Origin of the sequence: Streptomyces sp. NPDC026673 (genome assembly GCF_040638135.1) — a bacterium.
Taxonomy (GTDB): Bacteria; Actinomycetota; Actinomycetes; order Streptomycetales; family Streptomycetaceae; genus Actinacidiphila.
Genome location: NZ_JBEZXR010000019.1, coordinates 32025 through 58241, shown reverse-complemented (window position 1 = coordinate 58241; position 26217 = coordinate 32025). Strand labels below are relative to the sequence as shown.

Genomic DNA, 26217 nt, shown 5'->3' with positions numbered 1-26217 from the left:
GGGCTCAGCCCGTCGTGCAGCGGGGCAGGGCCGAGGTCTTGCCCTCGCGGATGTCCTTGAGCGCGTCCATGGCGTCGTCGATGGTCTTCACCTTGACCAGGGTGAGGCCGCTCGGGGTGTCCGCCGCGGCCTCCGCGCAGTTGTCCGCGGGGGTCAGGAAGTACTCGGCGCCCTTCTGCCGCGCACCGATGGTCTTCATGTCTATGCCGCCGATGGGCCCGACCTTGCCCTCGTCGTCGATCGTTCCGGTGCCCGCGACGAACTTGCCGCCCGTGAGGTCCTCCGGGGTGAGCTTGTCGACGATGCCCAGCGCGAACATCAGACCGGCGCTCGGGCCGCCGACGTCCGCCAGCTTGATGTCGATCTTGAACGGGAAGGTGTGCTCGACTCCGGCCTGGATGCCCACGACCGCCCTGGCCTCGCCGTCGTCGTCGGACTTCCTGGTGGTGACGGTCACATCCTGGGTGACGTCACCCTTGATCCCCTTGGGCACGACGGTGAAGGCCACCTTCTCCCCCGGCTGGTGCTTGGTGACCAGCTCGGCGACGTCGCCCGCCGCCTCGACCGACTTGCCGTCCACGGCCTTGATCACGTCGCCGGCGTGCAGCTTGCCCTGGGCGGGCGCGTCCTTGACGACCGCGGAGACGATCACCCTGGAGCCGACGGGTATGCCCAGTTCCTTGAGCGCCGCCACCTTCGCGCTGTCCTGGGACTGCGTGAACTCCTCGGCGTTCTCCTGGTCGGCCTGCTCGGCCGTCTGCCCCTTGGGGTAGAGCGTGTCGTGCTCGACGACCTTCTGGTCGTGCGCCAGCCACCCGGTGACCGCCTCGACCAGGTTCATCGAGTAGTCCGCGCTCGTCACCCGCACCGTGGTCATGTTCAGATGACCGCTGGTCGGATAGGTCTTGCGTCCGGAGATCTGCAGCACCGGCGCACCGTCGTGCGACCCGAGGGTGTTCACCGTGGGGCCCGGCGACATCTCCGCGTACGGCACACGCCACAGGAGCGCCGCGCACAGCAGCGCTATCAGGGTCAGGGTCGATGCGAGCAGCGTCGCGGTGCGGCGTGGCATGGAACGACAGTACGGTACGGAACCGGCAGCCGCCCCGTGGGTCCTCAGGCCGGGCCGCCCGATCCGGTGCGCTGCATCGCCTCGCGGAAACGCTCGTAATCGGCGAGCGACGCGCCGTCCCCGGTGGAGCGCGTACGCGCCGCCCAGCTTCCCCAGACGGCCGCGGCGACCGCGGCGACCAGCGGGATGAGCAACCATGCGAGCGCTGCCACTTCGGCCTCCTGGACGCGCATGCCGATCAAGAACTATGAGCAGACTAATCTTCTGCTGCTACAACGTTCCGAGCGGGTCATAGGTTACGCAACCGCAGGTGGGCCACCCAGTGGGGACTTCCGCGCCGATCAGTGCTCGCAGGCGCCGACCCACTCCTCGGTGCCGTCGGCGAAAGCCTGGTGCTTCCAGATGGGGACCTCGCGCTTGAGGTCGTCGATGAGACGCCGGCAGGCGGCGAACGCCTCCGCGCGATGCGGGCAGGAGACGGCGACGACGACGGCGAGATCGCCGACCCTGAGTTCACCCACCCGGTGGACGGCGGCCAGCGCCTTGACGGGGAAATCGGCGACGATCTTCTCCGCGACCCGGCGCAGCTCCGCCTCCGCGCCCGGGTGGGCCGAGTAGCCGAGCCCGGTCACCTCGGCGCCCGAGGGGCCGTCGTGGTCGCGGACCGAGCCGACGAACAGCGCGGTGCCCCCGGCCGAGTCGTGCCCCACGGCGCGGTAGACCTCGTCCACGGACAGTTCCGTGTCACGGATCGCGATGAGCCGGACGGGTTCCTCGTGCGTCTGTGCCATGCCGCTCATGCTGCCCCATCGCCCGCCATGCGGAAAGCCCCTTCCGGAGCGAGTTCGCCCGGCGACGCTCAGACACCGCGGCGCTTGCGCGCCCGCCGCACCATCGCCGCCGTGCCGACCAGGGCGACGGTCGCACCCGCCGCGCCCAGCGTGGCCGCGTCCTTGCGGCCCAGACGCCGCCCGACGACGGAGTTGCGGCCGGAGACCTCCTCCAGCAGCACGGCCAGGACCTCCTCGTTGGTCCACTTCGGCCGCCAGCCCGACTCGTGCAGCCGGCTGCCGCTCACCACCCACGGGTGCATCGTGTACGCCAGGTCGCCCGCCGGGGAGGGCGTGAGCCCCAGCCGGTGCAGCCGGGAGGCCGCGCCGAGCGCCACCGCCGGCGGCAGTTCCATGCGGCGGATGCCCGAGAGCTCCTCGACCTCCTCCTGCTCCAGCCAGCCGTCACAGCCCACGGCCATCTCGCCGTCGACCTTCTCCAGCGCCGCGTGCTCCAGCGCCGTCACCAGGTCCTCGACGTGGCAGAACTGCCAGCAGGGACGGCTGCCGCCGACGACCAGCAGCCGCGGCGACTCGAAGTAGCGGGTGAGCGCGGTGTCGGTGCCCCCCACCAGCACCGCCGGGCGCACGACCGTCACATGGAGGCCCGGGTGGGCGCGGGGGGCGCGCTTGCCGAGCCGCTCGATCTCCAGCAGGTCGCCCACGAAGGACGCCTCCGCGGTGGCGCGCAGCGGCGCGTCCTCGGCGAGCGGGACGTCGTTGTCCACATGGGCGCCGTAGACCATGGCGGAGGTGCACAGCACCACGCGCCGCACCCCCGCGGCGGCCGCCGCGGTGAGGACCGTCTGCGTGCCGCGCACATTGAAGGCGCTGCGCGCCTTGGGGTCGGACTCCAGGTCGAGGTCGAGCGCGAGGTGGACGACGACGTCCACGCCGCGCAGCCGCTCGGCGATCGCCGGGTCCCGTACGTCGAGCACCGCCCACTGGGCACCGGGGACGTCACCGCGGCGCTCGTCGATCGCCACGACCTTCTTGACCTGGTCGGATTCGGCCAGCCGCAGGGCCAGCAGCAGGCCGACACCGGAGGCGGCGCCGGTGACGGCGACCACCGGTCCGGCAGGGGTCCTGCCGCCGCTCCGCTCTGGGCGAACGGTCGGTTCTGGGGAACTCACCGGGTGTCTCCCACGGTTGTCTCTGGTACCAGGTGCGCGGTCCGCAACCACGGTCCGTACGCAGCCATCCTGCCTGACGGGTGTCTAGGCTGGAGGTACAGCCCACAACACACAGAGCCGAGGAAACCGTGAGCGACATCCCATTCGGATTCGGAGTCCCTCCCGAGGAGCCCGAGGAAGGGGACGACAGCAAGAAGCCGGGCGGTTCCGGCGGCGGCTCCCGGGGACCGGCCAATCCCTTCGGTTTCGGCGGCGCAAACCCCTTCGGCGGCGGCGCGGGCGGTGACAACCCCTTCGCCGCGATGTTCGGTTCGCTCAACCCCAACGACCTGGGCGCGGCCTTCCAGCAGCTCGGCCAGATGCTCTCGTACGAGGGCGGTCCCGTTAACTGGGACATGGCCAAGGACATCGCCCGGCAGACGGTGGCCCAGGGCACCCCGGAGGGCTCGAAGGACGTCAGCGTGGGCCCCGCCGACCGGGCGAAGGTCCAGGAGGCGCTGCGGCTCGCGGACCTGTGGCTCGACGGGGTGACGTCGATGCCCTCCGGTGCCGGCTCGGCGGTGGCGTGGAGCCGTGCCGAATGGGTCGAGGCGACCCTGCCGGTGTGGAAGGAGCTCGTCGACCCGGTCGCCGAGCGCGTCGGCACGGCGATGGGCGACGTGCTGCCCGAGGAGATGCAGGCCATGGCGGGCCCGCTGCTCGGGATGATGCGCTCCATGGGCGGCGCCATGTTCGGCACGCAGATCGGGCAGGCGCTGGGCACGCTGGCGGGTGAGGTCGTGGGCTCGACCGACATCGGCCTGCCGCTCGGCCCGGCGGGCAAGGCCGCGCTGCTCCCGGCCAACGTGGAGATCTTCGGCAAGGGCCTGAGCGTGCCCCAGGACGAGGTCCGCCTCTACCTGGCGCTGCGCGAGGCGGCGCACCAGCGGCTGTTCGCGCACGTTCCGTGGCTGCGGGCACACCTGTTCGGCGCCGTCGAGGGGTACGCCCGCGGGATCAAGGTGGACACCTCGAAGCTGGAGGACGCGGTAGGCCAGCTCGACCCGTCGAACCCCGAGGCGCTCCAGGAGGCGCTGCAGCACGGCATGTTCCAGCCGGAGGACACCCCGGCGCAGAAGGCGGCGCTCGCCCGTCTGGAGACGGCCCTGGCCCTCGTCGAGGGCTGGGTGGACGCGGTCGTGCACGCGGCCGCCGCCCCGCACCTGCCGTCCGCGGGCGCGCTGCGCGAGACCCTGCGCCGGCGCCGCGCGAGCGGCGGCCCCGCGGAGCAGACCTTCGCCACGCTGATCGGGCTGGAGCTGCGACCGCGCCGGCTGCGGGACGCCTCCCGGCTGTGGGCCTCGCTGACGGACGCGCGCGGCGTCGACGGGCGCGACGGGCTGTGGGCCCACCCCGACATGCTGCCGACCGCAGCCGACCTGGACGACCCCGACGGCTTCGTCCACCGCGAGCAGCTGGACTTCTCCGAACTGGAGAAGATCCTCGGCGAGGCCGCGGGCGGCCATGTGGAGGACGTCCGGCGGGACGAGGACAAGCGCGACGGCACCGACGAGAACAAGGGCGACGACGAGAAGTGACCCTGCACGACGACGCCGTGCGCGTCCTGAAGGAGTGGACCGCGCCCGACACCGGGCAGGAGCGGCTCCGCGAGACCTATCTCACCCACCTCGAGGCACACCCGGACGGCATGTGGAAGGCGTGCGGCGACGGCCACATCACCGGCAGCGCCCTGGTGGTGGACCCGGAGCGCGGGCGGGTCCTGCTGACCCTGCACAAGAAGCTCGGGATGTGGCTGCAGATGGGCGGTCACTGCGAGCCGGAGGACACCTCGCTGGCCGGGGCCGCGCTGCGCGAGGGGCTCGAGGAGTCGGGCATCGCCGGGCTCACCCTGCTGCGCCCCGAGCCGGTCAACCTCGACCGGCATCAGACGCCGTGCGCCTGGCACCTCGATGTGCAGTACGCGGCGATCGCGCCGCCGGGTGCCGTGGCGGAGATCAGCGAGGAGTCGCTGGATCTGAAGTGGTTCTCGTACGACGAGGTCGCCGACGTCGCGGACGGTTCCGTCCGGACGCTGCTGGCCCGCACCCGCGCGCTGCTCTGAGGCGGCGCGCGGGGCGGGACCCGCGGCGGGCGGTGCTCAGCGGTTGCTGAAGATGTTGCCCTGGTTCATTCCGTGCGCGCCCTGCTGGCCGAAGCCGTACTGGGCGGCGGCTCCCCCGCCCAGTTGCGCGTTCTGCGGCGGCATCAGCTCACTGGGCTGGACCAGGACGTAGCCCTGACCGAGGAAGTTGAGCTCCCAGCCCTCGCCGGTGTTTCCGCGCCGCCGCCAGACACCCGAGGAACTGGTCTGCGCCTGCATCTGCACGCGGAGCGAGGACGACCAGGCGACCACTGCGTCGGAGTCGGCGGAGACGTACTTGTCCGGGGTGACCGGCATGAGCAGCGGCTTGCCCGAGGTCATCAGCGCGACCTTGCCGCGCCCCGAGATGTTGAGGTTGTAGGCGCCGCTGCCGGAGATGCCGAACTGGCTGTCGACGGAGATGACCTCCCAGTGCAGCCCCGAGTCGAGCGCCAGCACATAGGCGCCGTCCACGGTCAGGCCCTCCTGGTCCACGTCCACGACGTGGATGTGCTGGGCGAGGTTGGCGAGGTAGACGGTGCCCTGTCCGGAACAGCGCATGAGGTCCAGGCCCTCACCGGTGCGGTGACGGGCGTTGCGCTGGGCGTGGCTCTGGTACTCCCCGTCGAACTCGATCAGGCCCTGGTAGGCGACCATGGCGCCCTTGCGGGCCAGGCAGTCGGTCCTGCCGTCGAGCTTGACCCGCAGCAGGTACGGGTTCTGGAGTGCGTACTGGTCCTCGGTCTGGACCTCGGTGTAGCCGAAAAGCGGGCTCTGCATGGTGTCGCTCCCCCTCAGCCCCGGACTCGGAGGCGGTCGGTGCTGTCCTCACTGGGCTGTACGACGACGAAGCCCTGGCCGGAGAAGCCGATCTGGAACGCTTCGCCGCTGCCGCGCCCGATGAGCGCGGAGGCCTTGAAGCTGCGCTTCGCCTTCGTCTTCAACCCGCTCGACCAGGCCACCAGCGCGTCCGGGTCGACATAGGTCTCGTCCTCGCCGCGGCCGCAGTCGACGACGACCGGGGTACCGCGCGAGGTGACGGCCACCCATCCGGTGCCCGAGATCCCGACGTTGAACAGACCCTGGCCGGCGAACTTGGCCAGGCCCTTCACCCGCTCGACGCCCCACTGGAGGTGGGCGTCGAAGGCGAGCAGATTGCTGCCGTTGACCGACAACGCCTCGTTGTTGAGGTATACGCAGACCACGTCGGCGCCGTAGTCGGCGAGGTAGAGCAGTCCGTCGCCGGAGCACTTCATGATCGGAGCGCCCTCGCCGGTGAGCCACTGCGAGGCCATCTGGCGCACGGCGGGCGGGTTGGGTTCGTACTGGACGAAGCCCTCGTAGGCGACCATCGAGCCGGTGCGCGCGAAGAGGTCCTGGCCGCTCTGCATGGCGACCTTCAGCATGCTGCTGCCGTGGTTCTCCATGCGGGCGGTGACCGGTGCCGGGGCGTACCCGGAGATCAGTGACTGGTCCATGACGGGCTCCCCTCAGACCTCGTACGGCTGGACGATGATGAAGTTGCCGGGTGCGCCCCGGAACTGAAGGTTCACGGTCTCCCCGCTGTGTCCCGGATAGGCGTTCCTGCGCAGCCGCACCTGGCTGGAGAGCACCACCTGCGAGGCCGCCGACCAGGCGACGATCGCGTTGCTGTCGGCGTAGGTGGTCGGCGTGACCGGCAGCACCACCGGGGTGCCGTGGGTCTTGACCACGACCGTGCCCGTGCCCTGGAACTGCATGGTGAACAGGGCGCCGCCCGGGATGCCGTGGCCCTCGATGCGGCGCACCTCGTGCTGGAGGGACTCGTCGAAGGCGAGCACGTTCTCGGCGGAGACGCAGATGGCGTCGCCCTGGAGCTCGATGGGGTGCAGATAGGAGGCTTCCTCGGCGAAGAAGACCTGGCCGCGGCCGGTGCAGCGCATCAGCTGCATCTCCTGGCCGGTCATGTTGCCGACGACGCGACCGGTGAACCCGGCACCCTTGTAGCCGAATTCGACCTTGCCCTGGTAGAGCACCATGCTGCCCTGACGGGCGAGCACCGGCTGGCCGCCGGCCTGGGAGAGGTCGGCGCGCATCAGCTTCGGATTCTGCTGGGTCCAGCGCTGGCCGGTCGGCAGCTCCCGGTACTTCTGCATGGCGGCCGCCAGACCCGCGCCGGGGGTCTGCGGGACCTGGCCGGCGTGCGGGGCCTGCGGCGGCCCGCCGAAGGCGGGCTGGCCCGGCATCCCCTGACCTGGCATCGGCTGACCCGGCATCGGCTGGCCGTACGGAGCCGGGGCCGGGGCGGGCTGGCCGTACGGGGCCTGGCCGTAGGGCGGCTGACCCGGCATCTGACCGGGGACCTGGCCGGGCGGCGCCTGCGGCGGCGGGACCTGGCCGAACGGCGGCTGGCCGGCGGGCGGCTGGGGCGGGGCCTGGGGCGGCGGCGTGGCCATCGGCGCCACCATGGTGGGGGCGGCGTGCACGGGTGCCGGTGCGGGTGCCGGGGGCGCCCCGAAGGCCGGCGCGGGCTGCGGCGGAGCGGACGGCGCGGAGGCGGCCGGGGGCGCGAACCCGGGAGCCGGGCCGGCAGGAGGGGCGAAGCCCGGTGCCGCCGCGGCCTGCTGCTGGGGCGCGGGCTGCTGCTCCTCGGCCACCTCGCCGCCGAAGTTCTTGAGCAGGGCGTCCAGTCCGCCGTCGAAGCCCTGGCCGACGGCGGCGAAGCGCCAGACGTCCTTCAGATAGAGGTCGGCGAGCATGACCGCGCGCTCGGTGGTGAACTCGGCGCCCGTGAAGGCGTAGCGGGCGACTTCCTCACCGCCGGCGACGATCCTGATGTAGCCCGGGGCGACCTGCGACATCTGCCCGGCGCCGTCGATGGTGGCGGTGAAGCTCAGCCGGTGGATCTGCGCGGGAATCCGGTCCAGGGTCACCCGGAAGGACTCGGTGTCACCGGCCTGCGCCCCCAGCTGCTGGATCGCCTCCTCGGGCGACTTGGGCTGGTTGTAGAAGATGAAGTAGCGGTCGTCGGAGAGCTGTTCCCCGGCGTCGAGCCCGAAGCAGCTGATGTCGAAGCCGAGACCGGGGCCGCTGATCTGCACGCCGATGTACAGATCCGTTCCCGCGGTCAGGTCACTGATCTTGGCCTTGTGGCCACGCTGGAATTCCCTGGCCATTGCTAAGGACCGTCCCCCCATCCGTACGTACGCACTGGTTGCGTTGCGCCAGGCTAACCGCTGGCCGGGACAGCGGCTATTCCCCGGCTATTCCTCGCGTGCCGTGGGCGGATGCGGCAGCCGGGCCGCCGCGACCACGCCCTCCAGGTAGCCGCGCGCGCGTTCGGTGCGGGGATAGGACTCCAGCAGCTTCCAGAACCCCGGGCCGTGCCCGGGCACCAGCAGGTGGGCGAGTTCGTGGAGCAGCACGTAGTCGACGACGTACTCGGGCATGCCCTGGAGCCGGTGGGACAGGCGGATGCTGCCCTCGGCCGGCGTGCACGAACCCCACCGGGAATTCTGGTTGGTCACCCAGCGCACCGTCCGCGGGGCGGCGCGACCGCCGAGGTACTGCGCCGACAGCTGCGCGGCGCGGGCCGCCAGCTCCTCGTCTCCGAGTTGGCGGCGGCTCTCCTGGGCGGCGAGCTTGTCGAGCATCACCGTCACCCAGCGCTTCTCCTCGGCGGCGGACATCCGGGCCGGGATCAGGACCACGGTGACGTCGCCCTCGCGGTACGCCGAGACCGTCCGGCGTCGTCGGGCGCTTCGGCGCACTTCGACCGCGCTGGTCCGATGGGCGCGCGGAGGCTGGCCGGAAAGGCTGTGGGCTGGGTCGGCGGACACGCCCCGACGTTACCCGCACCGGGTCCGGGAAGTCCCGCCCCAGGTACCGCTCACCGAAAAAGGCGGGCCGGCGGATCGCGGACATCGGTCATATCGAATGATCATTTGCTGCGCCTGTGGATAACTTTCGCGGCGGTTCCGCGGATTCCGGGCATGCTGGAACGGCACGGAATCGGAACGATCTCTTGATCGGGAACTCAGCCCACGGGGGTGGCGATGCGTCCCATGCTCAAGCCGGCGATGCGCCGCAGTTGGCGCAGCCGGGAAAGCCTGCAATTCGGTGTCGACCCCACGCACGCGGTGGTCCTGGACCCGGTCGACGGCGCGGCCGCCGCCTTCCTCGACCTCCTCGACGGCACGCGGGGGCTCGGGCCGCTCGCCCGCGAGGCGGAGTCGCTGGGGCTGCGGCCCCCTCAGGCCCGGCGGCTGCTCGGGCTGCTGGCCGAGGGCGGTGTGCTGGACGACGCGACGGCGCACGCCGAGCTGTCCGAGTCGATACGGCACCACTCGGCCGCGCTGGACCGGCTCCGTCCCGACCTGGCGGCACTGTCCGTGGTGCACACCGACCCCGGCGGGGCGGCGGACCGGATGAGCGGCCGGCGGGCCGCTCGCGTGCGGGTGACCGGCGCGGGGCGGGTCGGCGCGACGGTCGCGGCGGTCCTCTCCGCGGCGGGCGTCGGCCGGGTCGACGTGCGCGACGGCGGCCGGGTCGAGCCCTGGGACACCGCGCCTGGCGGGATCCCCGCGGAGCACATCGGCGAACGCCGGGACGCGGCGGCCCGCGGGCTGGTGCGGCGGGCGGCGCCCGATCCGCGGGCGGCGGCGGTGGGCCGCCGCGGGCCGTCCGCCGTGCCGGAGCCCGCGCTCTCCCTGGTGGTGATCGCGCCGCGCGACGGCCTGGCCGCCTACGCCCCCGAGGCGCAGGAGGCCGAGCCGTTGATGGCCGCCGGGATTCCCCATCTCTACGCGGGGGTGCTGGAGGGAAGGGGAGTGGTGGGTCCCCTGGTGGTGCCGGGGAGCACGGGATGCGCGGGATGCCTGGGGCTGCGGATGTCGGACGCCGACGCGGCCTGGCCCCGGGTGCTGGCACAGCTGCGGTCCGGCCGGGGCGGTGTCCCGGCCTGCGATGTCGCGCTGGCGACCACGGTGGCCGGGCTCGCCGCGGCGCACGCCCTGGCCTTCCTCGACGGCGGCCGGCCGCCCAGCTGCGGGGGACGTGTGGAGGTGGGACTGGCCCGGCTGACGACGGAGGTGCGGCCGGTGCCGGGTGACAGCAGATGCGCGTGCGGCGCGTCCTCCGCTGACGGCGGGCCGGCGGATGACATGCCGGCGGACGCCGCCGGAGCTTTGTGACACGGCCGGTGCCATGGTCCGGGAGGGGCGGGGGACAATGACGACGTGACCGATCGGAAAGAGGGGGCGCATGTCTGATCTTCCGCGCAAAGCGGTGACCCGTACCGCCAAGTTGGCGGCGCTCCCGCTGGGGTTCGCCGGACGGGCGACGCTGGGGCTGGGAAAGCGGCTCGGCGGCCGCCCCGCGGAAGTGGTCGCCAACGAGCTGCAGGAGCGGACGGCCGAACAGCTCTTCAAGGTCCTCGGCGAGCTGAAGGGCGGTGCCATGAAGTTCGGGCAGGCCCTGTCGGTCTTCGAGGCGGCCCTGCCCGAGGAGGTCGCGGGCCCCTACCGTGCCGCCCTGACCAAGCTGCAGGACGCCGCGCCCCCGATGCCGGCCCGCACCGTGCACGCCGTGCTGGCGGAGCGACTCGGCGAGGACTGGCGCGGGTACTTCACGGAGTTCGAGGACCAGCCCGCGGCGGCCGCCTCGATCGGGCAGGTGCACCGGGCCGTGTGGCACGACGGCCGCGAGGTCGCGGTGAAGGTGCAGTACCCCGGCGCCGGGGACGCCCTGCTGTCGGACCTCAACCAACTCGGGCGGGTGGCGAGGCTGTTCGGGCCGCTCATTCCCGGCATGGACATCAAGCCGCTGATCGCGGAGCTGCGCGACCGGGTCTCGGAGGAGCTGGACTACGAGCTGGAGGCGCAGGCCCAGCACGCCCACGCGGTGGAGTTCGCCGACGACCCTGACGTGGTGGTGCCGGATGTGGTGCACCGCACGGATCAGGTGCTGGTGACCGAGTGGATGGACGGGATCCCCCTGGCGGAGGTGATCTCCCGCGGCACCGCGGAGATGCGGGACCGCGCCGGTCAGTTGCTGGCGCGCTTCCTCTTCGCCGGTCCGGCCCGGACCGGGCTGCTCCACGCCGATCCGCACCCGGGCAATTTCCGGTTGCTGGTCGACGACGGCCCGGCACAGGGCTGGCGGCTGGGCGTGCTGGACTTCGGCACGGTGGACCGGCTGCCGGGCGGCCTGCCCCTGCCGATAGGGACGGCGCTGCGCATGGCGCTGGCCGACGACGCGGAGTCGGTGCACTCCATGCTCTGCCAGGAGGGCTTCGTCAAGCCGACGATCGCACTCGACCCGGACGCCGTGCTGGACTACCTGCGGCCGATCATCGAGCCCGCGGCCGTAGAGGAGTTCACCTTCGCCCGCGGCTGGATGCGCGCGCAGGCGGCGCGGGTCGCCGACCCGCGCTCGCCCGCCCACCAATTGGGCAAGCAGCTGAACCTGCCGCCCTCGTATCTGCTCATCCACCGGGTGACGCTCAGCACCATCGGGGTGCTGTGCCAGCTGGCGGCCACCGTCCGGCTGCGGGACGAGCTGCTCGAGTGGCTGCCGGGCTTCTCCGGGGACGGGCTGTCCCCGCTGCCGGAGACCGAGGACGCCTCGGCGTAGCGGACTGGTCCCCTACCACCAGGAGGAGTCCAGCCGGCCCTCGATACTGCGGATGTTGGTGCGGGCGCAGTCGTCGCAGAAGTACACGCGGCTGCCGTTCTCGACGGAGCAGGTCCAGGTGAGGGGGAGTCCCTCGGCGACGGCCCCGCACCGGGCGCACGTCGTCGTCGTGGGAGCAGTCCCGACCCGTTCGAATTGAGTCTTCTGGTCCACTTCGTGACGATATCGCGGGGCCGGTCGATTTCGACCGGCCCCGCGGTTGTGTGTCGTTGCCCAAGTGCGAGCGCTACTGCATCACGGCCATCGCCAGCGCCCTGCGGGCACGGAGCGAGGCACGTTCGGCACGGCGCTGCAGACGCCGGGCCCTGAGCACACGGAGGGCGGTCCGTTCGTGCTCGGCCTCGTAGAGGCGCTCTTGCATATGGGCACGGGCCAGGGCTTCTGGCATGAGTTGCATTTCGAGGTTCCTGTTCTGGCGCTCAGCGGGAGCGTCGGAAGGCGGGGCGGGGCGTTCGGTGACGGACGGGCTCATCGGGGCCTGCTTCTTGGGGTCGTGCGTGAGGGGACGGTCGATCGTTCCGACGGCTGGGCGCTTCATGCCACAACCGCGTTCTTGCGCGGACGGCCACGGGGACGCTTGCGCGGCACCACGACACCCTGGACGAACAGCTCGCCACCCCAGACACCCCAGGGCTCACGGCGGTCCTTCGCGCCGGCGAGGCAGGCCTCGCGCACCGGGCAGGTCTGGCACAGCGACTTGGCGTACTCGACGTCGGCCGGGGACTCCGCGAAGAAGACCTCCGGGTCGTAGGTCCGGCACGGAACGGGGACGCCGAGGCGGTCGATCTCGTCGTCGAGCTCGGTGAGGGGCAGCAAGGGGACCTCCGGGTGAGGGTCAGGCGGGCGTACGGGGGCGGGTACGGACGGTGCGTGCGAGGTGAGATGCACGATCGCTTCGTTCCTCATCTGTTTGTCGGGGGGTGGGGAAAACAGAAGGGCCGCGGATCCCGGTCTGGGATTCCGCGGCCCTGAAGGCGCCGGCCTGATCATCGATCAGACTGGATCACTCCAGGGTTCGAGCCCGCGGAAGGCCCACTTCGGGTGCTGCTGCTTCTGGATTCCGGCACCATTGGTCGCCGCAAAGGCATAGGCCTGAGCCTCAGCCATTACTGCCACCGCCGGCGCCTGCGTCGGTCGTTCGCCGCCACGCTCCCGAATGGAGAGAACGGTGGTGGGCAGAACGCCGGCCAGGCGGCTGGACAGACCGGTGCCACGGAGCGAGGCACCAAGGGAGCAGGCGGCGACGACCGGACGATCGGTCATTTTCGTCATGAAGCTGATCATTGGTCTCGCCTCCTCTCGGCGTCTCGTCGGGCTGATCTGACAGGTGGTGCTGGGTCAGTACATCACGGATTGCACCGCTCCGGGAAGGTCCTTCACAGAGCCGCGCCGTTCGCGCTCCCGCAGGCTATGGGGACTTCCCGGGAGCGCGCAAACTATTTTCCAAGCTCTTCTTCAACAGCTTCGTCGCCGGTTTCACCGCCGGGCTCGCGGCCCGTGCACAGGGCGAGAACATCAGCGCCGAACTTGTCCAGTTTGCGGGCTCCGACCCCGGAGATGACGGACAATTCACCCTCCGTGGTGGGCCTGACCTCGGCGATCGCCAGCAGGGTCTTGTCCGTGAAGACGCAGTAGGCCGGCTGGCCCAGCGCCTTCGCCTGCTCCACCCGCCACTCGCGCAGCCGCTCGTACAGCGCCTCGTCCATGTCGGAGGGGCAGTCCTCACAGCGCATCAGCTTGATCTCGCCCGCGTCGGAGAGGGTGCGGCCGCACACGCGGCACTGCACCGGCCCGCGCCGCTTCCTGCCGCCCGAGCCGCGCTCCACGCCCCCCGTGGCGGCCGAACGGCCACCCGCCCTGCCCCGGGCCGCCGAACCCGGCCGCAGCCCGTCCAGGAAGCGCGAGGGCCGCCGGCCGCCGCGTCCGCCCGGCGAGCGGGACAGCGCCCACGACAGGGCGAGGTGGAACCGGGCGCGGGTGACACCCACGTAGAGGAGCCGCCGCTCCTCCTCCACCTGTTCGTCGGTCTTGGCGTAGGTGATCGGCATCGTGCCCTCGGTCAGGCCGACCAGGAACACCGCGTCCCACTCCAGACCCTTGGCGGCGTGCAGCGAGGCCAGGGTGACGCCCTCGACGGTCGGGGCGTGCTGGGCGCTCGCGCGCTCGTCGAGCTCGGCGACGAAGTCGGCGAGCGTGGCCTCCGTCCGGGCCCGGGAGAAGTCCTCCGCCAGCCGGACCAGCGCCGCCAGCGACTCCCAGCGGTCCCGCGCCGCGCCCGATCCCGCCGGGGGCTCCGGGGACCAGCCCCGGGTGCTGAGCACCGCCCGTACGTGCGAGGGCAGGTCCGCGTCGTCGAGGCCCGGATCCGAGGTGCCACCCGCCCGCGCGGCGCCGCGCAGCAGCATGCCGGCCTCGCGGATCTCCGGACGCTCGAAGAAGCGCTCGGCGCCGCGCAGCTGGTAGGGCACCCCGGCGTCGGCGAAGGCCTGTTCGTAGACCTCGGACTGGGCGTTCACCCGGTAGAGCACGGCGATCTCGCTGGGCCGCACGCCGTCGTCGATCAGCTCGCGGATCCGGCGGGCGGTGCCCTCGGCCTCCGCGGGCTCGTCCGCGTACTCCGTGTAGACCGGCTCGGGACCGGCCTCGCGCTGCGAGACCAGCTCCAGGCGGTGCTGGGCGGCCTGGCCCCGGGCCTGGGACAGCAGCCCGTTGGCCAGGTGCACCACCTGGGGGGTGGAGCGGTAGTCGCGGACCAGCTTCACCACCGTGGCCTCCGGATGCCGGCTGCGGAACCCGAGCAGGAACTCCGGGGTGGCGCCGGTGAAGGAGTAGATGGTCTGCGAGGCGTCGCCGACGACGCAGACGCTGTCCCGGCCGCCCAGCCACAGATCCAGCAGGCGCTGCTGCAGTGGGCTGACGTCCTGGTACTCGTCGACGACGAAATGCTGGTACTGGGAGCGGACGGCGTCGGCGACGTCCGGCCGGTCCTCCAGGACGCCGACGGTGAGCAGCAGCACGTCCTCGAAGTCGATGACCCCGCGGTCGCGCTTGAGCTGCTCGTAGGTGGTGTAGATCCGGGCGATCTCGGCCGGGTCGCGCGGGATGTCCCGGGCGGCCTTGGCGGCGGCGGCCGGATAGTCCTCCGGGGCGGTCTGGGTGACCTTGGCCCACTCGATCTCGCCGGTGACATCGCGCAGCTCGTTGCGGTCCAGCCGGATACGGGAGCGCGCCCCGGCCTCGGCGACGAGCTGGATCTTGCGCTCGGCCAGCCGCGGCATCTCGCCCCCGACGGCCCGCGGCCAGAAGTACTGCAGCTGCCGCAGCGCCGCGGAGTGGAAGGTGCGCGCCTGCACACCGCCCGCGCCGAGCTGCCGCAGCCGCCCGCGCATCTCCCCGGCCGCACGGGCGGTGAAGGTGACCGCCAGCACACTGGCCGGCTGGAGGATCCCGGCCCGCACCCCGTACGCGATCCGGTGGGTGATCGCGCGCGTCTTGCCCGTGCCGGCGCCCGCCAGCACGCACACCGGCCCGTGCAGGGCGGTGGCGACCGCGCGCTGCTCGGGGTCGAGCCCGGCGAGCACGGCGTCCGCCGAGTCCGGGACGGCGGGGAACTCCGGGAAGAGCGGGGTGTGGGTTGGTGCAGTCACCCCGCCATGCTGCCAGGTCCCGGGAGACGGCCGGGAAAGTTATCCACAGCTGAGGTGCGATGGTCGGATCGCGAACGATTGCAAGGAATGCCGAAGCCAGGGGTTAGCGTTCTCGGCATCGACGTCATCCCCAGCCTTGAAGGAGCGAACACCGATGTCCGGCACTGTGACGATGTACAGCACCACGTGGTGCGGATACTGCCGCCGCCTGAAGGGTCAGCTCGACCGTGAGGGCATCGCGTACACGGAGATCAACATCGAGCACGACCCGGCGTCGGCGAAGTTCGTCGAGAGCGTCAACGGCGGCAACCAGCTCGTCCCGACGCTCCTCGTGGCGCCGAAGAGCGGCGCGGAGGCGATCCCGCTGAGCAACCCGAGCCTGGCCCAGGTCAAGCAGGCCCTGGCGAGCTGACGGCGACCGGCCCGGCCGCGCGGCACCCCCGCGGCCGGGCCGGGCACCGTTCGGGGCGGCCGCGCTCAGCGCCGCGTCGGCAGCGGCATCCCGTACCAGCGCTCGATCAGCCGCGCCGCGATGGAGATCCCGTACGGCGGCAGCACCTCACCCGTCTCCATCGCCTTGCGGTACTCCTCGCGGGAGAACCAGCGCGCCTCGTGCAGTTCCTCGCCGTCCACGGTGATCTCCGAGGACGTGGCGCGCGCCATGAAGCCCAGCATCAGACTGGACGGGAACGGCCAGGGCTGGCTGGCGACGTACGACACCTCGCCGACCGTCACGCCCGCCTCCTCGGCGACCTCGCGCACCACCGCCTGCTCCAGGGACTCCCCCGGCTCCACGAAGCCCGCGAGCGTCGAGAAGCGCCCCTCGGGCCAGTGCACCTGGCGGCCCAGCAGCGCGCGGTCCTCGGTGTCCGTGACCAGCATGATCACCGCCGGGTCGGTGCGCGGGTAGTGCTCCGCTCCGCAGGCCGGGCAGCGGCGGATGTGGCCGGCGGCCGCCACCACCGTGCGCTCGCCGCAGCGTGAGCAGAAGCGGTGCATGCGCTGCCAGTTCTCCAGCGCGACCGCGTGCACCATGAGACCCGCGTCACGGTCCGACAGCAGGGCCCCCACCTCGCGGAGCCCCGCCGGGCGGGCCACGTCGTCCAGACGGCCGGGCAGCGAGTCCTTCTGCAGCGCGAAGTAGCGCACCCCCGCCTCGTCCACACCGAGGAAGTAGCGGTGCACCTCGCTCTCCGGCGCCTCGAAGCTCGGCATCATGACCAGCTCGGTGCCGCCGTCGGGGGTGTCCTCGACCAGGACCTGCCCCCCGGAGACCACGAACACCCGCGTCGTCGGGTGGCTCCAGGCAGCCGCGAGCCACGCCTCGTCGAGCCGGTGCTCGGCGGCGCGCTCCACACCCGACGGGCGGGCGAGGGGCGGCGGGAGGGAGGCCGCGCCGGAGGTGGTGCCGGTGCTGGTGCCGGTGTCGGACATATCGGGTGTATCGGACAAGATTGCTGTCAACTCCCCGTAGCGCGCGGATGGGTGCGGATGCTTACAGAGTCGTGAACTCGCTCCAGAGGTACGCGGACGTCTCCACGCCCTTGAGCAGAAGGTCCAGTTCCACCTTCTCGTTCACCGAGTGCCAACCGTCGGACGGCACGGAAATTCCCAGGAACAGGACGGGGACATCGAGCACGTCCTGCAGATCGGCCGCCGGGCCGGAACCGCCCTCGCGGGTGAACAGGACCTCCTTGCCGAAGGCCCGCTCCATCGCCCGGGTCACCGAGCGCAGCGCCGGGTGGTCCAGCGGCGTCAGGCACGGGCGGGTGGCCCCCCAGAAGGTGATCTCGTGCCGGATGCCGGCCGGGACGCGCGCGGCGACCCAGTCGGCGACCAGCCGCTGCACGCGGTCGGTGTCCTGTCCGGCCACCAGCCGGAAGGAGAGCTTCAGCTGGGCGGAGGAGGGCACGATCGTCTTGCCGCCGGGGCCCTGGTAGCCGCCGCCGATGCCGTTCACCTCGGCGGTCGGGCGGGCCCAGACCCGCTCGAGGGTGGAGTAGCCGGCCTCGCCGCCGGTCGCGTACGACTTGGCCGTACGCAGCCAGCGCTCCTCGTCGAAGGGCAGCCGGGCGAACAGCTCGCGCTCGCGCTCGTCCAGCTCGACCACGCCGTCGTAGAAGCCGGGGATCGCCACGCGGCCGTCCGCGTCGTGCAGCGCCGCGGCGAGCCGGGCCGCCTCGGTCGCCGGGTTGGGGACCGCGCCGCCGAAGGAGCCGGAGTGGATGTCCTGGTCGGGGCCGTGCAGGTCGATCTGGCAGTCGGCCAGGCCGCGCATGCCGGTGCACACGGTCGGGGTGTGCTCGTCCCACATGCCGGTGTCGGAGACGATCACGGTGTCGCAGGCCAGCCGATCGGCGTGGGCGCGGACGAGGTCGGTGAAGTGCGGGGAGCCGGACTCCTCCTCGCCCTCGATCAGCAGCTTCAGGTTCACGGCCGGAGCGGTGCGGCCGGTGGCCGCCAGATGCGCGCGGACGCCGAGTGTGTGGAAGAACACCTGCCCCTTGTCGTCGGCGGCGCCCCGCCCGTACATCCGGCCGTCGCGGATCTCTGGCTCGAAGGGCTCGCCGTCCCAGCCGTCCTCGCGGGCGGCGGGCTGCACGTCGTGATGGCCGTAGACCAGCACCGTCGGCGCGTCCGCGGCACCGGACGGCCACTCGGCGAAGACCGCGGGGGCGCCGGGCGTCTCCCACACCTCGGCCACCGGGAAACCGGTCTCCTTCAGCTTCGCCGCGAGCCACTCGGCACTGCGCCGTACGTCCGCGGCGCGCTCCGGATCGGCGGAGACCGAGGGGATGCGCAGCCACTCGGCGAGATCGCCGAGGAAGGTGTCGCGGTGGGTCTCGATGTACGTGCGGACGACGCTGTCCGGGGTGGTGCTCATGGCCTTGAGCCTATCGGGCGGCGGAGGGCGGCCCGGCGTCGGCGTCGTGGCCCGGGCCGGGCTCGGGCTCCGGCGCCGGTTCCGTCGGGGGCTCGGGTTCGCCCAGCAGCAGGCGCTCCAGCGCGGCCCGGTCCGGCAGGGGCCCGGGGCGGACCAGCTCCCCGCTCCGCACATGCAGGAAGGCCGCTGTGACCTGTGACAACGGCACGCCGCGCTGCTCGGCCCAGGCGAGCCGGTAGACGGCCAGCTGCAGCGCGTCGGCGGTGCCGGCCCGGCCGGTCTTCCAGTCGATGATCTCGTAGCCGTCGCCCTCCCGGTACACGGCGTCGATCCGGCCGCGGATGACCCGGCCGGCGATGCCGATCTGGAACGGCGCCTCGACGCGGAACGGGGTGCGCTCGGCGTAGGGGGTCCGCAGGAAGGCCTCCTTGAGCGCGGCGAGGTCGCGCTCGTCGGCGATCTCGTCGTCGCCCTCGATCCCGGGCAGCTCCTCGGGGGCGATCAGCGGCAGCTCCTCGAAGCGGGACTCGACCCAGGCGTGGAAACGCGTGCCGCGCCGGGCCGCGGGCCGCGGCGGGCGGGGCATCGGGCGGGCCAGCTCGCGGGCGAAGGCCTCGGGGGCCGCGACCAGGCGCAGCAGCGCGGAGGCGCTGAGCGTGGTGGGCAGCGGGACGTCGCGAACGGTCGCGCGGGAGCGGCGCAGCTCCTCGGTGAGGGCGTCGAGATCCCGGTCCCAGGACGCCACGGCACGGGCCTCCTCGGGAAGCAGCGCCTCCCCGCCGCCGTACCCGTGCCCGGGCGTGGGCGTGGGCGTGGGATGGGCGACGGGATCGGGGTCGGGGTCGGGCGCGGATCCCGTCGCGCGCCCGGCGGGCGGCGGGCCGGGCTGCCCGGGGATGACGGGCCGCTCGGCGGACCACTCCTCCCAGTCGCCGGCGTCCTCCTCGCCGTAGGGGCCGTCGTACGGGTCGCCGTCCGGGCCGTACGCGTCGTACGGCGGCGGCTCCTCCTCGTCCTCGTCTCCGGGAGGCGGCGGCCAGTCGGGGTCGGGGGCGGCGGCCACCGGATACACGGCCGGCGCCCGCAGGTGGGCCAGCACGCTGCGGGCCGCCTCGCGGCGGCGGGCCAGGGCGGCCGGATCCAGGGGCAGCGGCCACGGGGTCTCGGCGGTACGGATCAAAGCCGGGTTGCCGGCGTCGGGCTCGGGGGCCGCGGCCCAGTGCTCGACCTCGCCGTGACCCGCCTCGCAGTGCTCGCGCAGGGCCTCCAGGAAGGCGGACGGGCCGAAGGGGCGCTTCTGGCTGGGGCCCCACCAGTGGCCGGAGCCGAGCAGCAGGGAGCGCGGCCGGGTGAACGTCACATAGCCCAGCCGCAGCTCCTCGACGCGGTTGTGCTCGGCCATGGCCGTCTTGAACTCGGCCAGGCCGGCCCGGGACCACTCCTCGACGTCGGGAAGGGTCGCGGCGTCCCCGCGCAGGGTGTGCGGCAGCACCTTGGCGTTGAAGTGCCACAGCTCGCGGCCCCGCTCGCTCGGGAAGCCCTTGCGCACCAGCCCGGGGACGGCCACGACGTCCCACTCCAGCCCCTTGGACTTGTGCGCGGTGAGCACCTTCACCGTGTTCTCGCCGCCGGGCAGCGAGCTGTCCAGGCCCTTCTCGTACTGCACGGCGGTCCGCAGGAAGCCGAGGAAGGCCAGCAGCGTGGCCTCGCCGTCCAGGGACGCGAAGCCGGCCGCGGTGTCCAGGAAGGCGTGCAGGGTCTCCCGGCGGCGGGCCGCCAGCGCGTGCGGGGACGCGGAGAGCTCGACCTCCAGGCCGGTGACCGCGAGCACCCGGTGCAGGACGTCCATGAGCGGGTCGGCCAGTGCCCGGCGCAGCTCCCGTATCTCGGTGGCCAGGCGCGCGAAGCGGACCCGCGCCTCGGGCGAGAAGGGCAGGCCGTCCTCGGGCTCGCCGTCGACGAAGGTCTCCAGGGCGTCGGCGAGCGAGATCACCTCGGCCGGGTCGACGCCCTCCACCGCGGCCGCCAGCCGGTCCGCGGTGTCGCCCCGGCCCGGCACCAGCAGCCGGGCCCGCCGCCCCAGCAGCGCCAGGTCGCGCGCGCCGATCCGCCAGCGCGGCCCGGTGAGCAGCCGGACGAGGGCGGAGTTGGCCGTCGGGTCCTGCAGCACCTCGCAGACGGCGACCAGGTCGGCGACCTCGGGCAGGTGCAGCAGCCCGGACAGGCCGACCACCTCGACGGGGACGTCGCGGGCGACCAGCGCCGCGTGGATGTCGGCGAAGTGCCCGGCGGCCCGGCACAGCACCGCGATCTCCCCGGGGGCGGTGCCGGTGCGAACCAGGTGCGCGATGGAGTCGGCGATCCAGGCGATCTCCTCCTCCTGGGTGGGCAGCAGCGCGCAGCGCACGATGCCGTCCCGTTCGGCCCCCGGAGCCGGCCGCAGGGCCTCGACGCCCTCGTGACGCTCGCGCAGCTCGACGGCGAGGCCGTTGGCGAGGTCGAGCAGCCGGCCGCCGCTGCGCCGGTTCTCCGACAGGGACTGGCGGCGGGCGGGCGTCCCGTCGGCGTGCGCGAAGTGGAGCGGGAAGTCGTCGAGGTTGGCCACCGAGGCGCCGCGCCAGCCGTAGATGGCCTGGCAGGGGTCGCCGACCGCGGTCACCGGATGGCCCGTGCCGTCGCCGAACAGCGCGGAGAGCAGCAGGCCCTGGGCGACGGAGGTGTCCTGGTACTCGTCGAGCAGCACCACGGCGTACTGCTCGCGCAGGATGCGGCCGACCTCGGGGCGGGTGCGGGCCAGCGTGGCCGACAGGGCGATCTGGTCGCCGAAGTCGAGCAGGTCGCGCTGCTTCTTCTCGGCGCGGTACGCGGCGGCGAGCCCGGTCAGGTCGATACGGGCGCGTGCCGTCTCGGGGAGCCTGCGCAGGTCCGCGTTGGTGAGCCGGACGCCGTCCAGCTCGGTGAGCCACTCGCGGTCGTGGGCGAGCAGCCGCTCCGGCGGCACCAGATGCTCCGCCAGCTCGCCCTCCAGCGCCAGCAGATCGCTCACCAGGCCCGGGATGCCCTTGGTGAGCGCCGGGAAGGGACCGGGCGCGGCCCGCAGCACGCGCGCCGCCAGCTGGTAGCGCGTCGCGTCGGCGAGCAGCCGTGCCGTCGGCTCCAGCCCTATGCGCAGCCCGTGCTCCTTGAGCAGCTGCCCGGCGAAGGCGTGGTACGTGGAGATCTGCGGTTCGCCCGGCGCGTGGTCGGGGTCGGCCGGGTCGGGGTCGGTCACCCCGGCCCGGACGAGGGCCTTGCGCACCCGCTCCGACAGCTCTCCGGCCGCCTTGTTGGTGAACGTCAGCCCCAGCACCTGCTCGGGCGCGACCTGCCCGGTGCCGACCAGCCACACCACGCGGGCCGCCATGACGGTCGTCTTCCCCGACCCGGCGCCGGCCACGATCACCTGCGGGGCGAGCGGCGCGGTGATGCACGCCAGCTGCTCCGGGGTGAACGGGATGCCCAGCAGCTCCTTGAGCTGCTCGGGACCGGTGATGGGGGATGACACAAAGGGGAGGCTATCGGGCACCGCCGACACCGGCCGCGCCCGCCCGGTCCGCCTGCTGTCACCCGTACGGGCGCATTCCGCCCTACCGATGTAGAACATCGCGTTCTACGCTGAAAGCATGGAGCGCATCCCGGTACGCGAGCTGAACCAGAACACCAGTGCCGTGCTCGCGCGCGTCCAGCGCGGCGAAACCCTGGAGGTGACCGTGAGCGGCACCCCCGTGGCCCGGATCGTGCCCGTCTCGGGCAGTCAGTCCGTACTGGACCGGATGGTCGCCGAGGGACGCGCCACCCCGCCCGCGTCCTCAGGGCCGGTCCCGGTACCGCCTGTGCTCGGCGACCCGGAGGTCGACACGGCGGCCGCACTCGCCGCCATGCGCGAGGAGGAGCGCTGGTGATCTACCTGGACTCGGCGGCGATCGTGAAGATGGTCCGCCGGGAGCAGGGCACACGGGAGCTGATCGCCTGGCTGAACGACCGCCCTGACGAGCCTCTGGTGTCGTCGTCGCTCGTCGAGGTGGAGGTGCCACGTGCTCTGCGCCGATCGGCCCCGCAGGCACTCGCCGGCGTCCCCGGTGTGATCACCCGGCTCTACCGGTTCGAGATCGACGCGACCGTCCGCGCCACGGCTTCCGCATACGGCGATCCGCTGCTCCGCTCACTCGACTCGATCCACCTGGCGACGGCGCAACTCCTGGCCGGCCAGGCGGGCGCGGATCCGCTCGTGTTCGTCACGTACGACCAGCGCCTGCTGAAGGCCGCACAGGACCTCGGGCTGCGTGCCGAGGCTCCGGGCGGCTGAGAAGCCCGCCTCACTCCACCACGTGCCGGCCCTCCGGGCGGCCGCTGCAGGAGGCGCGGAAGGCGCAGTTCTCGCAGTGCTGGCCGGTGGAGGGCGTGAAGCGCTCGTCGAGGACGCGCGCGGCCGCGTCGGCCAGCAGGCCGTCGGCCCAGTCGCCGGTCAGCGCCTCCTGCTGCTGGACGGTGGGCTGGGTGTCGCCGCCGTCCCGGCGGGCGGCGCCGATGCGGAGCTGGACGAGCTCGGCGCCGCCGGGGGCGGGCCGGGTGCCGTGGAACAGCTCGTCGACGGCGCCCTCGCGGACGGCGAGCTGGTAGACGGCGAGCTGCGGGTGGTGCTCGACCTCGGCGGCGGTCGGCCTGGCCTTGCCGGTCTTGAAGTCGACGACATAGGCGTTGCCGTCCGCGTCGGTCTCGACGCGGTCCATGCTGCCGCGGATGCGGACGGCCACGTCCCCGGTCTCCAGGGTGATGTCGAAGCCGTGCTCGGAGGCGACGGCCTGGCGGCCGCGCTCCATGACGTGCCAGCGCAGGAAGCGCTCCAGGGCCGCGCGGGCGTTCTCCTTCTCCTGCTGCGACTTCCACGGCGCGTCGAAGGCGAGCGCGTTCCACACCGAGTCCAGCCGCTCCATGAGGACGTCCAGGTCGGCCGGGGTACTGCCGGAGGCGACCTCGTCGGCGAGGACGTGCAGGACGTTGCCGAAGCCCTGGGCCGCGGTGGAGGGCGGCTCCGCCTTCACCTCGCGGCCGAGGAACCACTGCAGGGCGCAGGTGTTGGCCAGTTGGTCCAGCGCGCTGCCGGAGAGGGTGACCGGCTTGTCGCGGTCGCGCAGCGGGACCTCGGACCGGGTCTCCTCGTACAGGCCCCACCAGCGTTCGGGGTGGGCGGCGGGGACCAGCGGCTGGCCGGCGTCCTCCAGCGCCGCGAGCCGTGCGAGGCGCCGGGCGGCGGCCTCGCGCAGGGCCGGGGAGGCGGCCGGGTCCACGGTGGTGGCGCGCAGCTCGGCGACGAGTGCCGCGACGGACAGCGGCCTGCGGGCGCGGTGGGTGACGTCGACGGGCTCGACGCCCAGTTCGGCGAGGAAGCGGGAGGGCTGGTCGCCGTCGTCCGCGGCGGCCTTGACGGCGGTCACCACCAGCCGCTCGCGCGCCCGGGTGGCCGCGACGTAGAACAGCCGGCGCTCCTCGGCGAGCAGCGCGCCCGGGGTCAGCGGCTCCGCGAGGCCGTCGCGGCCGATGCGGTCCGCCTCCAGCAGCGAGCCGCGGCGGCGCAGGTCGGGCCAGAGCCCCTCCTGGACGCCCGCGACGACGACGAGCGGCCACTCCAGGCCCTTGGAGCGGTGGGCGGTCATCAGCCGTACGGCGTCCGGACGGACGGCGCGGCGGGTCAGCACGTCGGCGGCGATGTCCTGGGCGGCGAGCTCCTCCAGGAAGTTGAGCGCGCCGCGGCCGCCGGTGCGCTCCTCGGCGCGGGCGGCGGCGTCGAAGAGCACGCACACCGCGTCCAGGTCGCGGTCGGCGTTGCGCCCGGCCGCGCCGCCGCGCGCCGCGGCCCGCTCCAGCCGCCCGGGCCAGGGGGTGCCGTCCCACAGCTCCCACAGCGCCTCTTCGGCCGTGCCGCCGCCGGCCAGCAGCTCGCGCCCCTTGCGCAGCAGCCCGCCGAGCCGCTGGGCGCCGCGGGCGTACGACGGATCGTGCGCCACGAGCCGTTCGGGCTCCGCGAGCGCCTCGGCGATGAGCTCGTCCGACGGCCGCGGTACGGCGGCCCCGGCGGCCCTCTCCTCCTCGCGCAGGGCGCGGCCCAGACGACGCAGATCGGAGGCGTCCATGCCGCCGAGCGGGGAGGCCAGCAGGGTGAGCGCGTCCTCGACGCCGAGCCCGGGGGCCGGGGCCTCGGGCAGGGCGGCGCGGGCGCAGACCCGCAGGGCGAGCAGGAGCGGGGAGACCGCGGGTTCGTCGCGCAGCGGCAGGTCGTCGCCGTCGATGTCGACGGGGACGCCCGCGGAACCGAGGGCCCGCCGCAGGACGGGCAGCGAGCGGGAGCCGGCGCGGACCAGGACGGCCATGCCGGACCACGGGACGCCGTCCTCGAGGTGGGCGCGGCGCAGGATGTCGGCGATGCCGTCGAGTTCGGCGCCGGGGGTGGGGTAGGTGCGGACGGCGACCGAGCCGCCGTCGCGGACCGGCGCGAGGTCGCGGTGGGCGCGGACGGCGGCGGCCGGGAGCCGGGTCAGCGGCATGCGCCGGGTCACGAGCCGGGTCGCGGCGAGCAGGGCGGCGCCGGAGCGGCGGGCCGTGGTGAGGACGCGGACGTCGGCGGGGCGGCCGTCGCGGTGCCGGAACGCCTCCGGGAAGCCGAGGATGCCGTTCACGTCGGCACCGCGGAAGGCGTAGATGGACTGGTCGGGGTCACCGAAGGCCACCAGTGTCCGGCCGGCCCCGGCGAGTGCCTGCAGCAGCCGGACCTGGGCGGGGTCGGTGTCCTGGTACTCGTCGACGTAGACGGCCTCGTACGCCCCGGCCAGGACGCGGGCGACCTCGGGGCGCCCGGCCAGCAGCACCGCGCGGTGCACCAGCTCGGCGTAGTCGATCACACCCTGCAGATCGAGGACGTCCAGGTACTCGGCGAGGAAGCCGGCCGCCGCCGACCAGTCGGGGCGCCCGGTGCGGCCCGCGAACGCGGCCAGGGCGCGCGGGCCGAGGCCCAGTTCGCGGGTGCGGGCCAGCACGGCCCGCACCTCGTCGGCGAAGCCGCGCGTGGTCAGCGCCGCACGCAGCTCGTCGGGCCAGCGCACACGTGCCCGGCCCCGCCGTTCCAGTTCGGCCTCGCCCGCCAGGAGCTCGCGCACCGCCAGGTCCTGCTCGGGTCCTGAGAGCAGCCGCAGCGGGTCGGCGAACAGCTCGGGCTCCTGGTGGGCGCGGACCAGGGCGTAGCAGAAGGAGTGGAAGGTGGTCGCCGACGGCGCGGCCGCGCCTCCCATCCGGGCGGCCATCCGGTCCCGCAGCTCGCCCGCCGCCTTGCGGCTGAAGGTGAGGACGAGGATCCGCTCCGGGTCGCCGCCGCGCCGCACCCGCTCGGCGACGGACTCGACCAGGGTGGTGGTCTTGCCGGTGCCCGGCCCGGCGAGGACGAGAAGCGGGCCGCCGGAGTGCTCAACCACCGCGCGCTGTGAGGCGTCCAGTTCAGGGGGCGTCACCGGTTCCGGCGCGGTCCGTAGCAGCCGGTAGCCGCCGGAAGGCCCGACCGTCCCCCCGGAGCGCCGTGCGGCGGCGTCCGTCTGGCGGGTGGAGGAGGAGGTCACGTGGTTCGCCGGTTCCGTGTGCGTGCGGTTGCTGGTGCGGGTGCGGGTGCTGCCGGTGGCCGGGGGCGGCCGGGTGCCGACGGTACGCCACCGGTGGGCGGCGCCGCCGCGCGTCCCGTCCTTCCCGTACCGATGCGGGAGCGGCCGGACGCGGGGCGCCGTACTCCTTCCGGACGGCGGATCGCATCAACCGGCCCCGAATGGCGGAAGCTGGATG

General features: G+C 73.3%; 24 protein-coding genes. 7 read left to right on the top strand and 17 right to left on the bottom strand.

The features are described from left to right. Nucleotides 1-4: 4 nt before the first annotated feature. The 4 genes from AB0F62_RS15980 to AB0F62_RS15965 all read right to left on the bottom strand — a co-directional run bounded on the left by AB0F62_RS15980 (nucleotide 5) and on the right by AB0F62_RS15965 (nucleotide 3035). A complete protein-coding gene (locus AB0F62_RS15980; protein WP_361798092.1) occupies nucleotides 5-1072 on the bottom strand; it encodes a PDZ domain-containing protein in 1068 nt (355 codons plus the stop codon). A 44-nt stretch (nucleotides 1073-1116) separates the two neighbouring features. Then, the gene (locus tag AB0F62_RS15975; protein WP_018561540.1) at nucleotides 1117-1284 is read right to left on the bottom strand and encodes a hypothetical protein; all 168 of its coding nucleotides are present in this window, start codon (nucleotides 1282-1284) and stop codon (nucleotides 1117-1119) included. Between the two features lie 129 nt (nucleotides 1285-1413). Further along, nucleotides 1414-1872 (bottom strand): molybdenum cofactor biosynthesis protein MoaE, encoded by a 459-nt coding sequence (locus AB0F62_RS15970; protein WP_361798089.1) that lies wholly within the window; start codon nucleotides 1870-1872, stop codon nucleotides 1414-1416. A 59-nt stretch (nucleotides 1873-1931) separates the two neighbouring features. Further along, on the bottom strand, nucleotides 1932-3035 hold the full coding sequence (locus tag AB0F62_RS15965) for an SDR family oxidoreductase (protein ID WP_361798087.1): 1104 nt from the start codon (nucleotides 3033-3035) through the stop codon (nucleotides 1932-1934). 128 nt (nucleotides 3036-3163) lie between these two features. Here AB0F62_RS15965 and AB0F62_RS15960 point away from each other — a divergent pair, with 128 nt between their 5' ends. Together AB0F62_RS15960 and AB0F62_RS15955 are read left to right on the top strand one after the other, a co-directional pair. Continuing rightward, complete coding sequence (locus tag AB0F62_RS15960; RefSeq protein WP_361798084.1) at nucleotides 3164-4612, top strand: zinc-dependent metalloprotease; 1449 nt, start codon at nucleotides 3164-3166, stop codon at nucleotides 4610-4612. Continuing rightward, complete coding sequence (locus AB0F62_RS15955) at nucleotides 4609-5136, top strand: NUDIX hydrolase (RefSeq protein ID WP_361798081.1); 528 nt, start codon at nucleotides 4609-4611, stop codon at nucleotides 5134-5136. Before AB0F62_RS15960 ends, AB0F62_RS15955 begins: the two co-directional genes overlap by 4 nt. Before the next feature lie 36 nt (nucleotides 5137-5172). On the opposite strand, the gene AB0F62_RS15950 is transcribed toward AB0F62_RS15955, so the two are convergent. The 4 genes from AB0F62_RS15950 to AB0F62_RS15935 all read right to left on the bottom strand — a co-directional run bounded on the left by AB0F62_RS15950 (nucleotide 5173) and on the right by AB0F62_RS15935 (nucleotide 8972). Then, nucleotides 5173-5934 (bottom strand): AIM24 family protein, encoded by a 762-nt coding sequence (locus tag AB0F62_RS15950; protein ID WP_361798078.1) that lies wholly within the window; start codon nucleotides 5932-5934, stop codon nucleotides 5173-5175. 14 nt (nucleotides 5935-5948) lie between these two features. Further along, a complete protein-coding gene (locus AB0F62_RS15945) occupies nucleotides 5949-6632 on the bottom strand; it encodes an AIM24 family protein (RefSeq protein WP_361798075.1) in 684 nt (227 codons plus the stop codon). Between the two features lie 12 nt (nucleotides 6633-6644). Further along, a complete protein-coding gene (locus AB0F62_RS15940) occupies nucleotides 6645-8309 on the bottom strand; it encodes a TerD family protein (RefSeq protein ID WP_361798072.1) in 1665 nt (554 codons plus the stop codon). A gap of 87 nt (nucleotides 8310-8396) precedes the next feature. Continuing rightward, a complete protein-coding gene (locus AB0F62_RS15935) occupies nucleotides 8397-8972 on the bottom strand; it encodes a M48 family metallopeptidase (protein WP_361798069.1) in 576 nt (191 codons plus the stop codon). Nucleotides 8973-9188: 216 nt separating this feature from the next. Between AB0F62_RS15935 and AB0F62_RS15930 the strand changes: the two genes are divergently transcribed. Next, entirely contained in the window at nucleotides 9189-10325 is a 1137-nt protein-coding gene (locus tag AB0F62_RS15930; RefSeq protein ID WP_361798238.1) for a TOMM precursor leader peptide-binding protein, read from the top strand. A 70-nt stretch (nucleotides 10326-10395) separates the two neighbouring features. Next, nucleotides 10396-11766 carry an AarF/ABC1/UbiB kinase family protein gene (locus AB0F62_RS15925; RefSeq protein ID WP_361798066.1) on the top strand — a complete coding sequence of 457 codons (1371 nt, stop codon included), beginning with the start codon at nucleotides 10396-10398 and terminating at the stop codon, nucleotides 11764-11766. Nucleotides 11767-11778: 12 nt separating this feature from the next. On the opposite strand, the gene AB0F62_RS15920 is transcribed toward AB0F62_RS15925, so the two are convergent. The 5 genes from AB0F62_RS15920 to AB0F62_RS15900 form a co-directional block, all read right to left on the bottom strand. Then, nucleotides 11779-11979: a hypothetical protein gene (locus AB0F62_RS15920; protein ID WP_326572546.1), complete on the bottom strand. Its 201-nt coding sequence runs from the start codon at nucleotides 11977-11979 to the stop codon at nucleotides 11779-11781. Between the two features lie 73 nt (nucleotides 11980-12052). Beyond that, nucleotides 12053-12364 carry a hypothetical protein gene (locus AB0F62_RS15915; RefSeq protein WP_361798063.1) on the bottom strand — a complete coding sequence of 104 codons (312 nt, stop codon included), beginning with the start codon at nucleotides 12362-12364 and terminating at the stop codon, nucleotides 12053-12055. Beyond that, nucleotides 12361-12714, bottom strand: coding sequence for a WhiB family transcriptional regulator (locus AB0F62_RS15910; protein WP_361798060.1), 354 nt, complete (start codon nucleotides 12712-12714; stop codon nucleotides 12361-12363). The genes AB0F62_RS15915 and AB0F62_RS15910 overlap by 4 nt, the downstream gene beginning before the upstream one ends. A 105-nt stretch (nucleotides 12715-12819) precedes the next feature. Beyond that, on the bottom strand, nucleotides 12820-13110 hold the full coding sequence (locus AB0F62_RS15905) for a hypothetical protein (RefSeq protein ID WP_361798058.1): 291 nt from the start codon (nucleotides 13108-13110) through the stop codon (nucleotides 12820-12822). A gap of 152 nt (nucleotides 13111-13262) precedes the next feature. Next, nucleotides 13263-15473, bottom strand: a complete 2211-nt coding sequence (locus AB0F62_RS15900) for an ATP-dependent DNA helicase UvrD2 (protein ID WP_361798055.1) — start codon at nucleotides 15471-15473, stop codon at nucleotides 13263-13265. A gap of 154 nt (nucleotides 15474-15627) precedes the next feature. Between AB0F62_RS15900 and AB0F62_RS15895 the strand changes: the two genes are divergently transcribed. Continuing rightward, nucleotides 15628-15885, top strand: coding sequence for a mycoredoxin (locus AB0F62_RS15895; RefSeq protein WP_361798052.1), 258 nt, complete (start codon nucleotides 15628-15630; stop codon nucleotides 15883-15885). 65 nt (nucleotides 15886-15950) lie between these two features. On the opposite strand, the gene nudC is transcribed toward AB0F62_RS15895, so the two are convergent. From nudC to AB0F62_RS15880, 3 genes are all read right to left on the bottom strand, one after another. Continuing rightward, entirely contained in the window at nucleotides 15951-16907 is a 957-nt protein-coding gene (gene nudC, locus AB0F62_RS15890; protein ID WP_361798049.1) for an NAD(+) diphosphatase, read from the bottom strand. A 61-nt stretch (nucleotides 16908-16968) separates the two neighbouring features. Continuing rightward, the gene (locus AB0F62_RS15885; RefSeq protein ID WP_361798046.1) at nucleotides 16969-18357 is read right to left on the bottom strand and encodes a dipeptidase; all 1389 of its coding nucleotides are present in this window, start codon (nucleotides 18355-18357) and stop codon (nucleotides 16969-16971) included. A 10-nt stretch (nucleotides 18358-18367) separates the two neighbouring features. After that, the gene (locus tag AB0F62_RS15880; protein WP_361798043.1) at nucleotides 18368-21901 is read right to left on the bottom strand and encodes an ATP-dependent DNA helicase; all 3534 of its coding nucleotides are present in this window, start codon (nucleotides 21899-21901) and stop codon (nucleotides 18368-18370) included. Between the two features lie 118 nt (nucleotides 21902-22019). Between AB0F62_RS15880 and AB0F62_RS15875 the strand changes: the two genes are divergently transcribed. Both AB0F62_RS15875 and AB0F62_RS15870 read left to right on the top strand, forming a co-directional pair. Then, nucleotides 22020-22298: a type II toxin-antitoxin system prevent-host-death family antitoxin gene (locus AB0F62_RS15875; RefSeq protein ID WP_361798040.1), complete on the top strand. Its 279-nt coding sequence runs from the start codon at nucleotides 22020-22022 to the stop codon at nucleotides 22296-22298. Further along, nucleotides 22295-22702 (top strand): type II toxin-antitoxin system VapC family toxin, encoded by a 408-nt coding sequence (locus AB0F62_RS15870; RefSeq protein WP_361798037.1) that lies wholly within the window; start codon nucleotides 22295-22297, stop codon nucleotides 22700-22702. The genes AB0F62_RS15875 and AB0F62_RS15870 overlap by 4 nt, the downstream gene beginning before the upstream one ends. Before the next feature lie 10 nt (nucleotides 22703-22712). Here AB0F62_RS15870 and AB0F62_RS15865 read toward each other — a convergent pair whose 3' ends face one another. Further along, nucleotides 22713-26000 carry an ATP-dependent DNA helicase gene (locus AB0F62_RS15865; protein WP_361798034.1) on the bottom strand — a complete coding sequence of 1096 codons (3288 nt, stop codon included), beginning with the start codon at nucleotides 25998-26000 and terminating at the stop codon, nucleotides 22713-22715. Nucleotides 26001-26217 lie beyond the last annotated feature (217 nt).

Excerpts from the sequence above, each read along its gene's own strand:
- AB0F62_RS15875 (WP_361798040.1), top strand. The coding sequence starts at position 22,020 with ATGGAGCGCATCCCGGTACGCGAGCTGAACCAGAACACCAGTGCCGTG.
- nudC (WP_361798049.1), bottom strand. The coding sequence starts at position 16,907 with ATGTCCGACACCGGCACCAGCACCGGCACCACCTCCGGCGCGGCCTCC.
- AB0F62_RS15905 (WP_361798058.1), bottom strand. The coding sequence starts at position 13,110 with ATGATCAGCTTCATGACGAAAATGACCGATCGTCCGGTCGTCGCCGCC.
- AB0F62_RS15970 (WP_361798089.1), bottom strand. The coding sequence starts at position 1,872 with ATGAGCGGCATGGCACAGACGCACGAGGAACCCGTCCGGCTCATCGCG.
- AB0F62_RS15945 (WP_361798075.1), bottom strand. The coding sequence starts at position 6,632 with ATGGACCAGTCACTGATCTCCGGGTACGCCCCGGCACCGGTCACCGCC.
- AB0F62_RS15885 (WP_361798046.1), bottom strand. The coding sequence starts at position 18,357 with ATGAGCACCACCCCGGACAGCGTCGTCCGCACGTACATCGAGACCCAC.
- AB0F62_RS15940 (WP_361798072.1), bottom strand. The coding sequence starts at position 8,309 with ATGGCCAGGGAATTCCAGCGTGGCCACAAGGCCAAGATCAGTGACCTG.
- AB0F62_RS15915 (WP_361798063.1), bottom strand. The coding sequence starts at position 12,364 with ATGAAGCGCCCAGCCGTCGGAACGATCGACCGTCCCCTCACGCACGAC.
- AB0F62_RS15980 (WP_361798092.1), bottom strand. The coding sequence starts at position 1,072 with ATGCCACGCCGCACCGCGACGCTGCTCGCATCGACCCTGACCCTGATA.
- AB0F62_RS15930 (WP_361798238.1), top strand. The coding sequence starts at position 9,189 with ATGCGTCCCATGCTCAAGCCGGCGATGCGCCGCAGTTGGCGCAGCCGG.
- AB0F62_RS15950 (WP_361798078.1), bottom strand. The coding sequence starts at position 5,934 with ATGCAGAGCCCGCTTTTCGGCTACACCGAGGTCCAGACCGAGGACCAG.
- AB0F62_RS15925 (WP_361798066.1), top strand. The coding sequence starts at position 10,396 with ATGTCTGATCTTCCGCGCAAAGCGGTGACCCGTACCGCCAAGTTGGCG.
- AB0F62_RS15895 (WP_361798052.1), top strand. The coding sequence starts at position 15,628 with ATGTCCGGCACTGTGACGATGTACAGCACCACGTGGTGCGGATACTGC.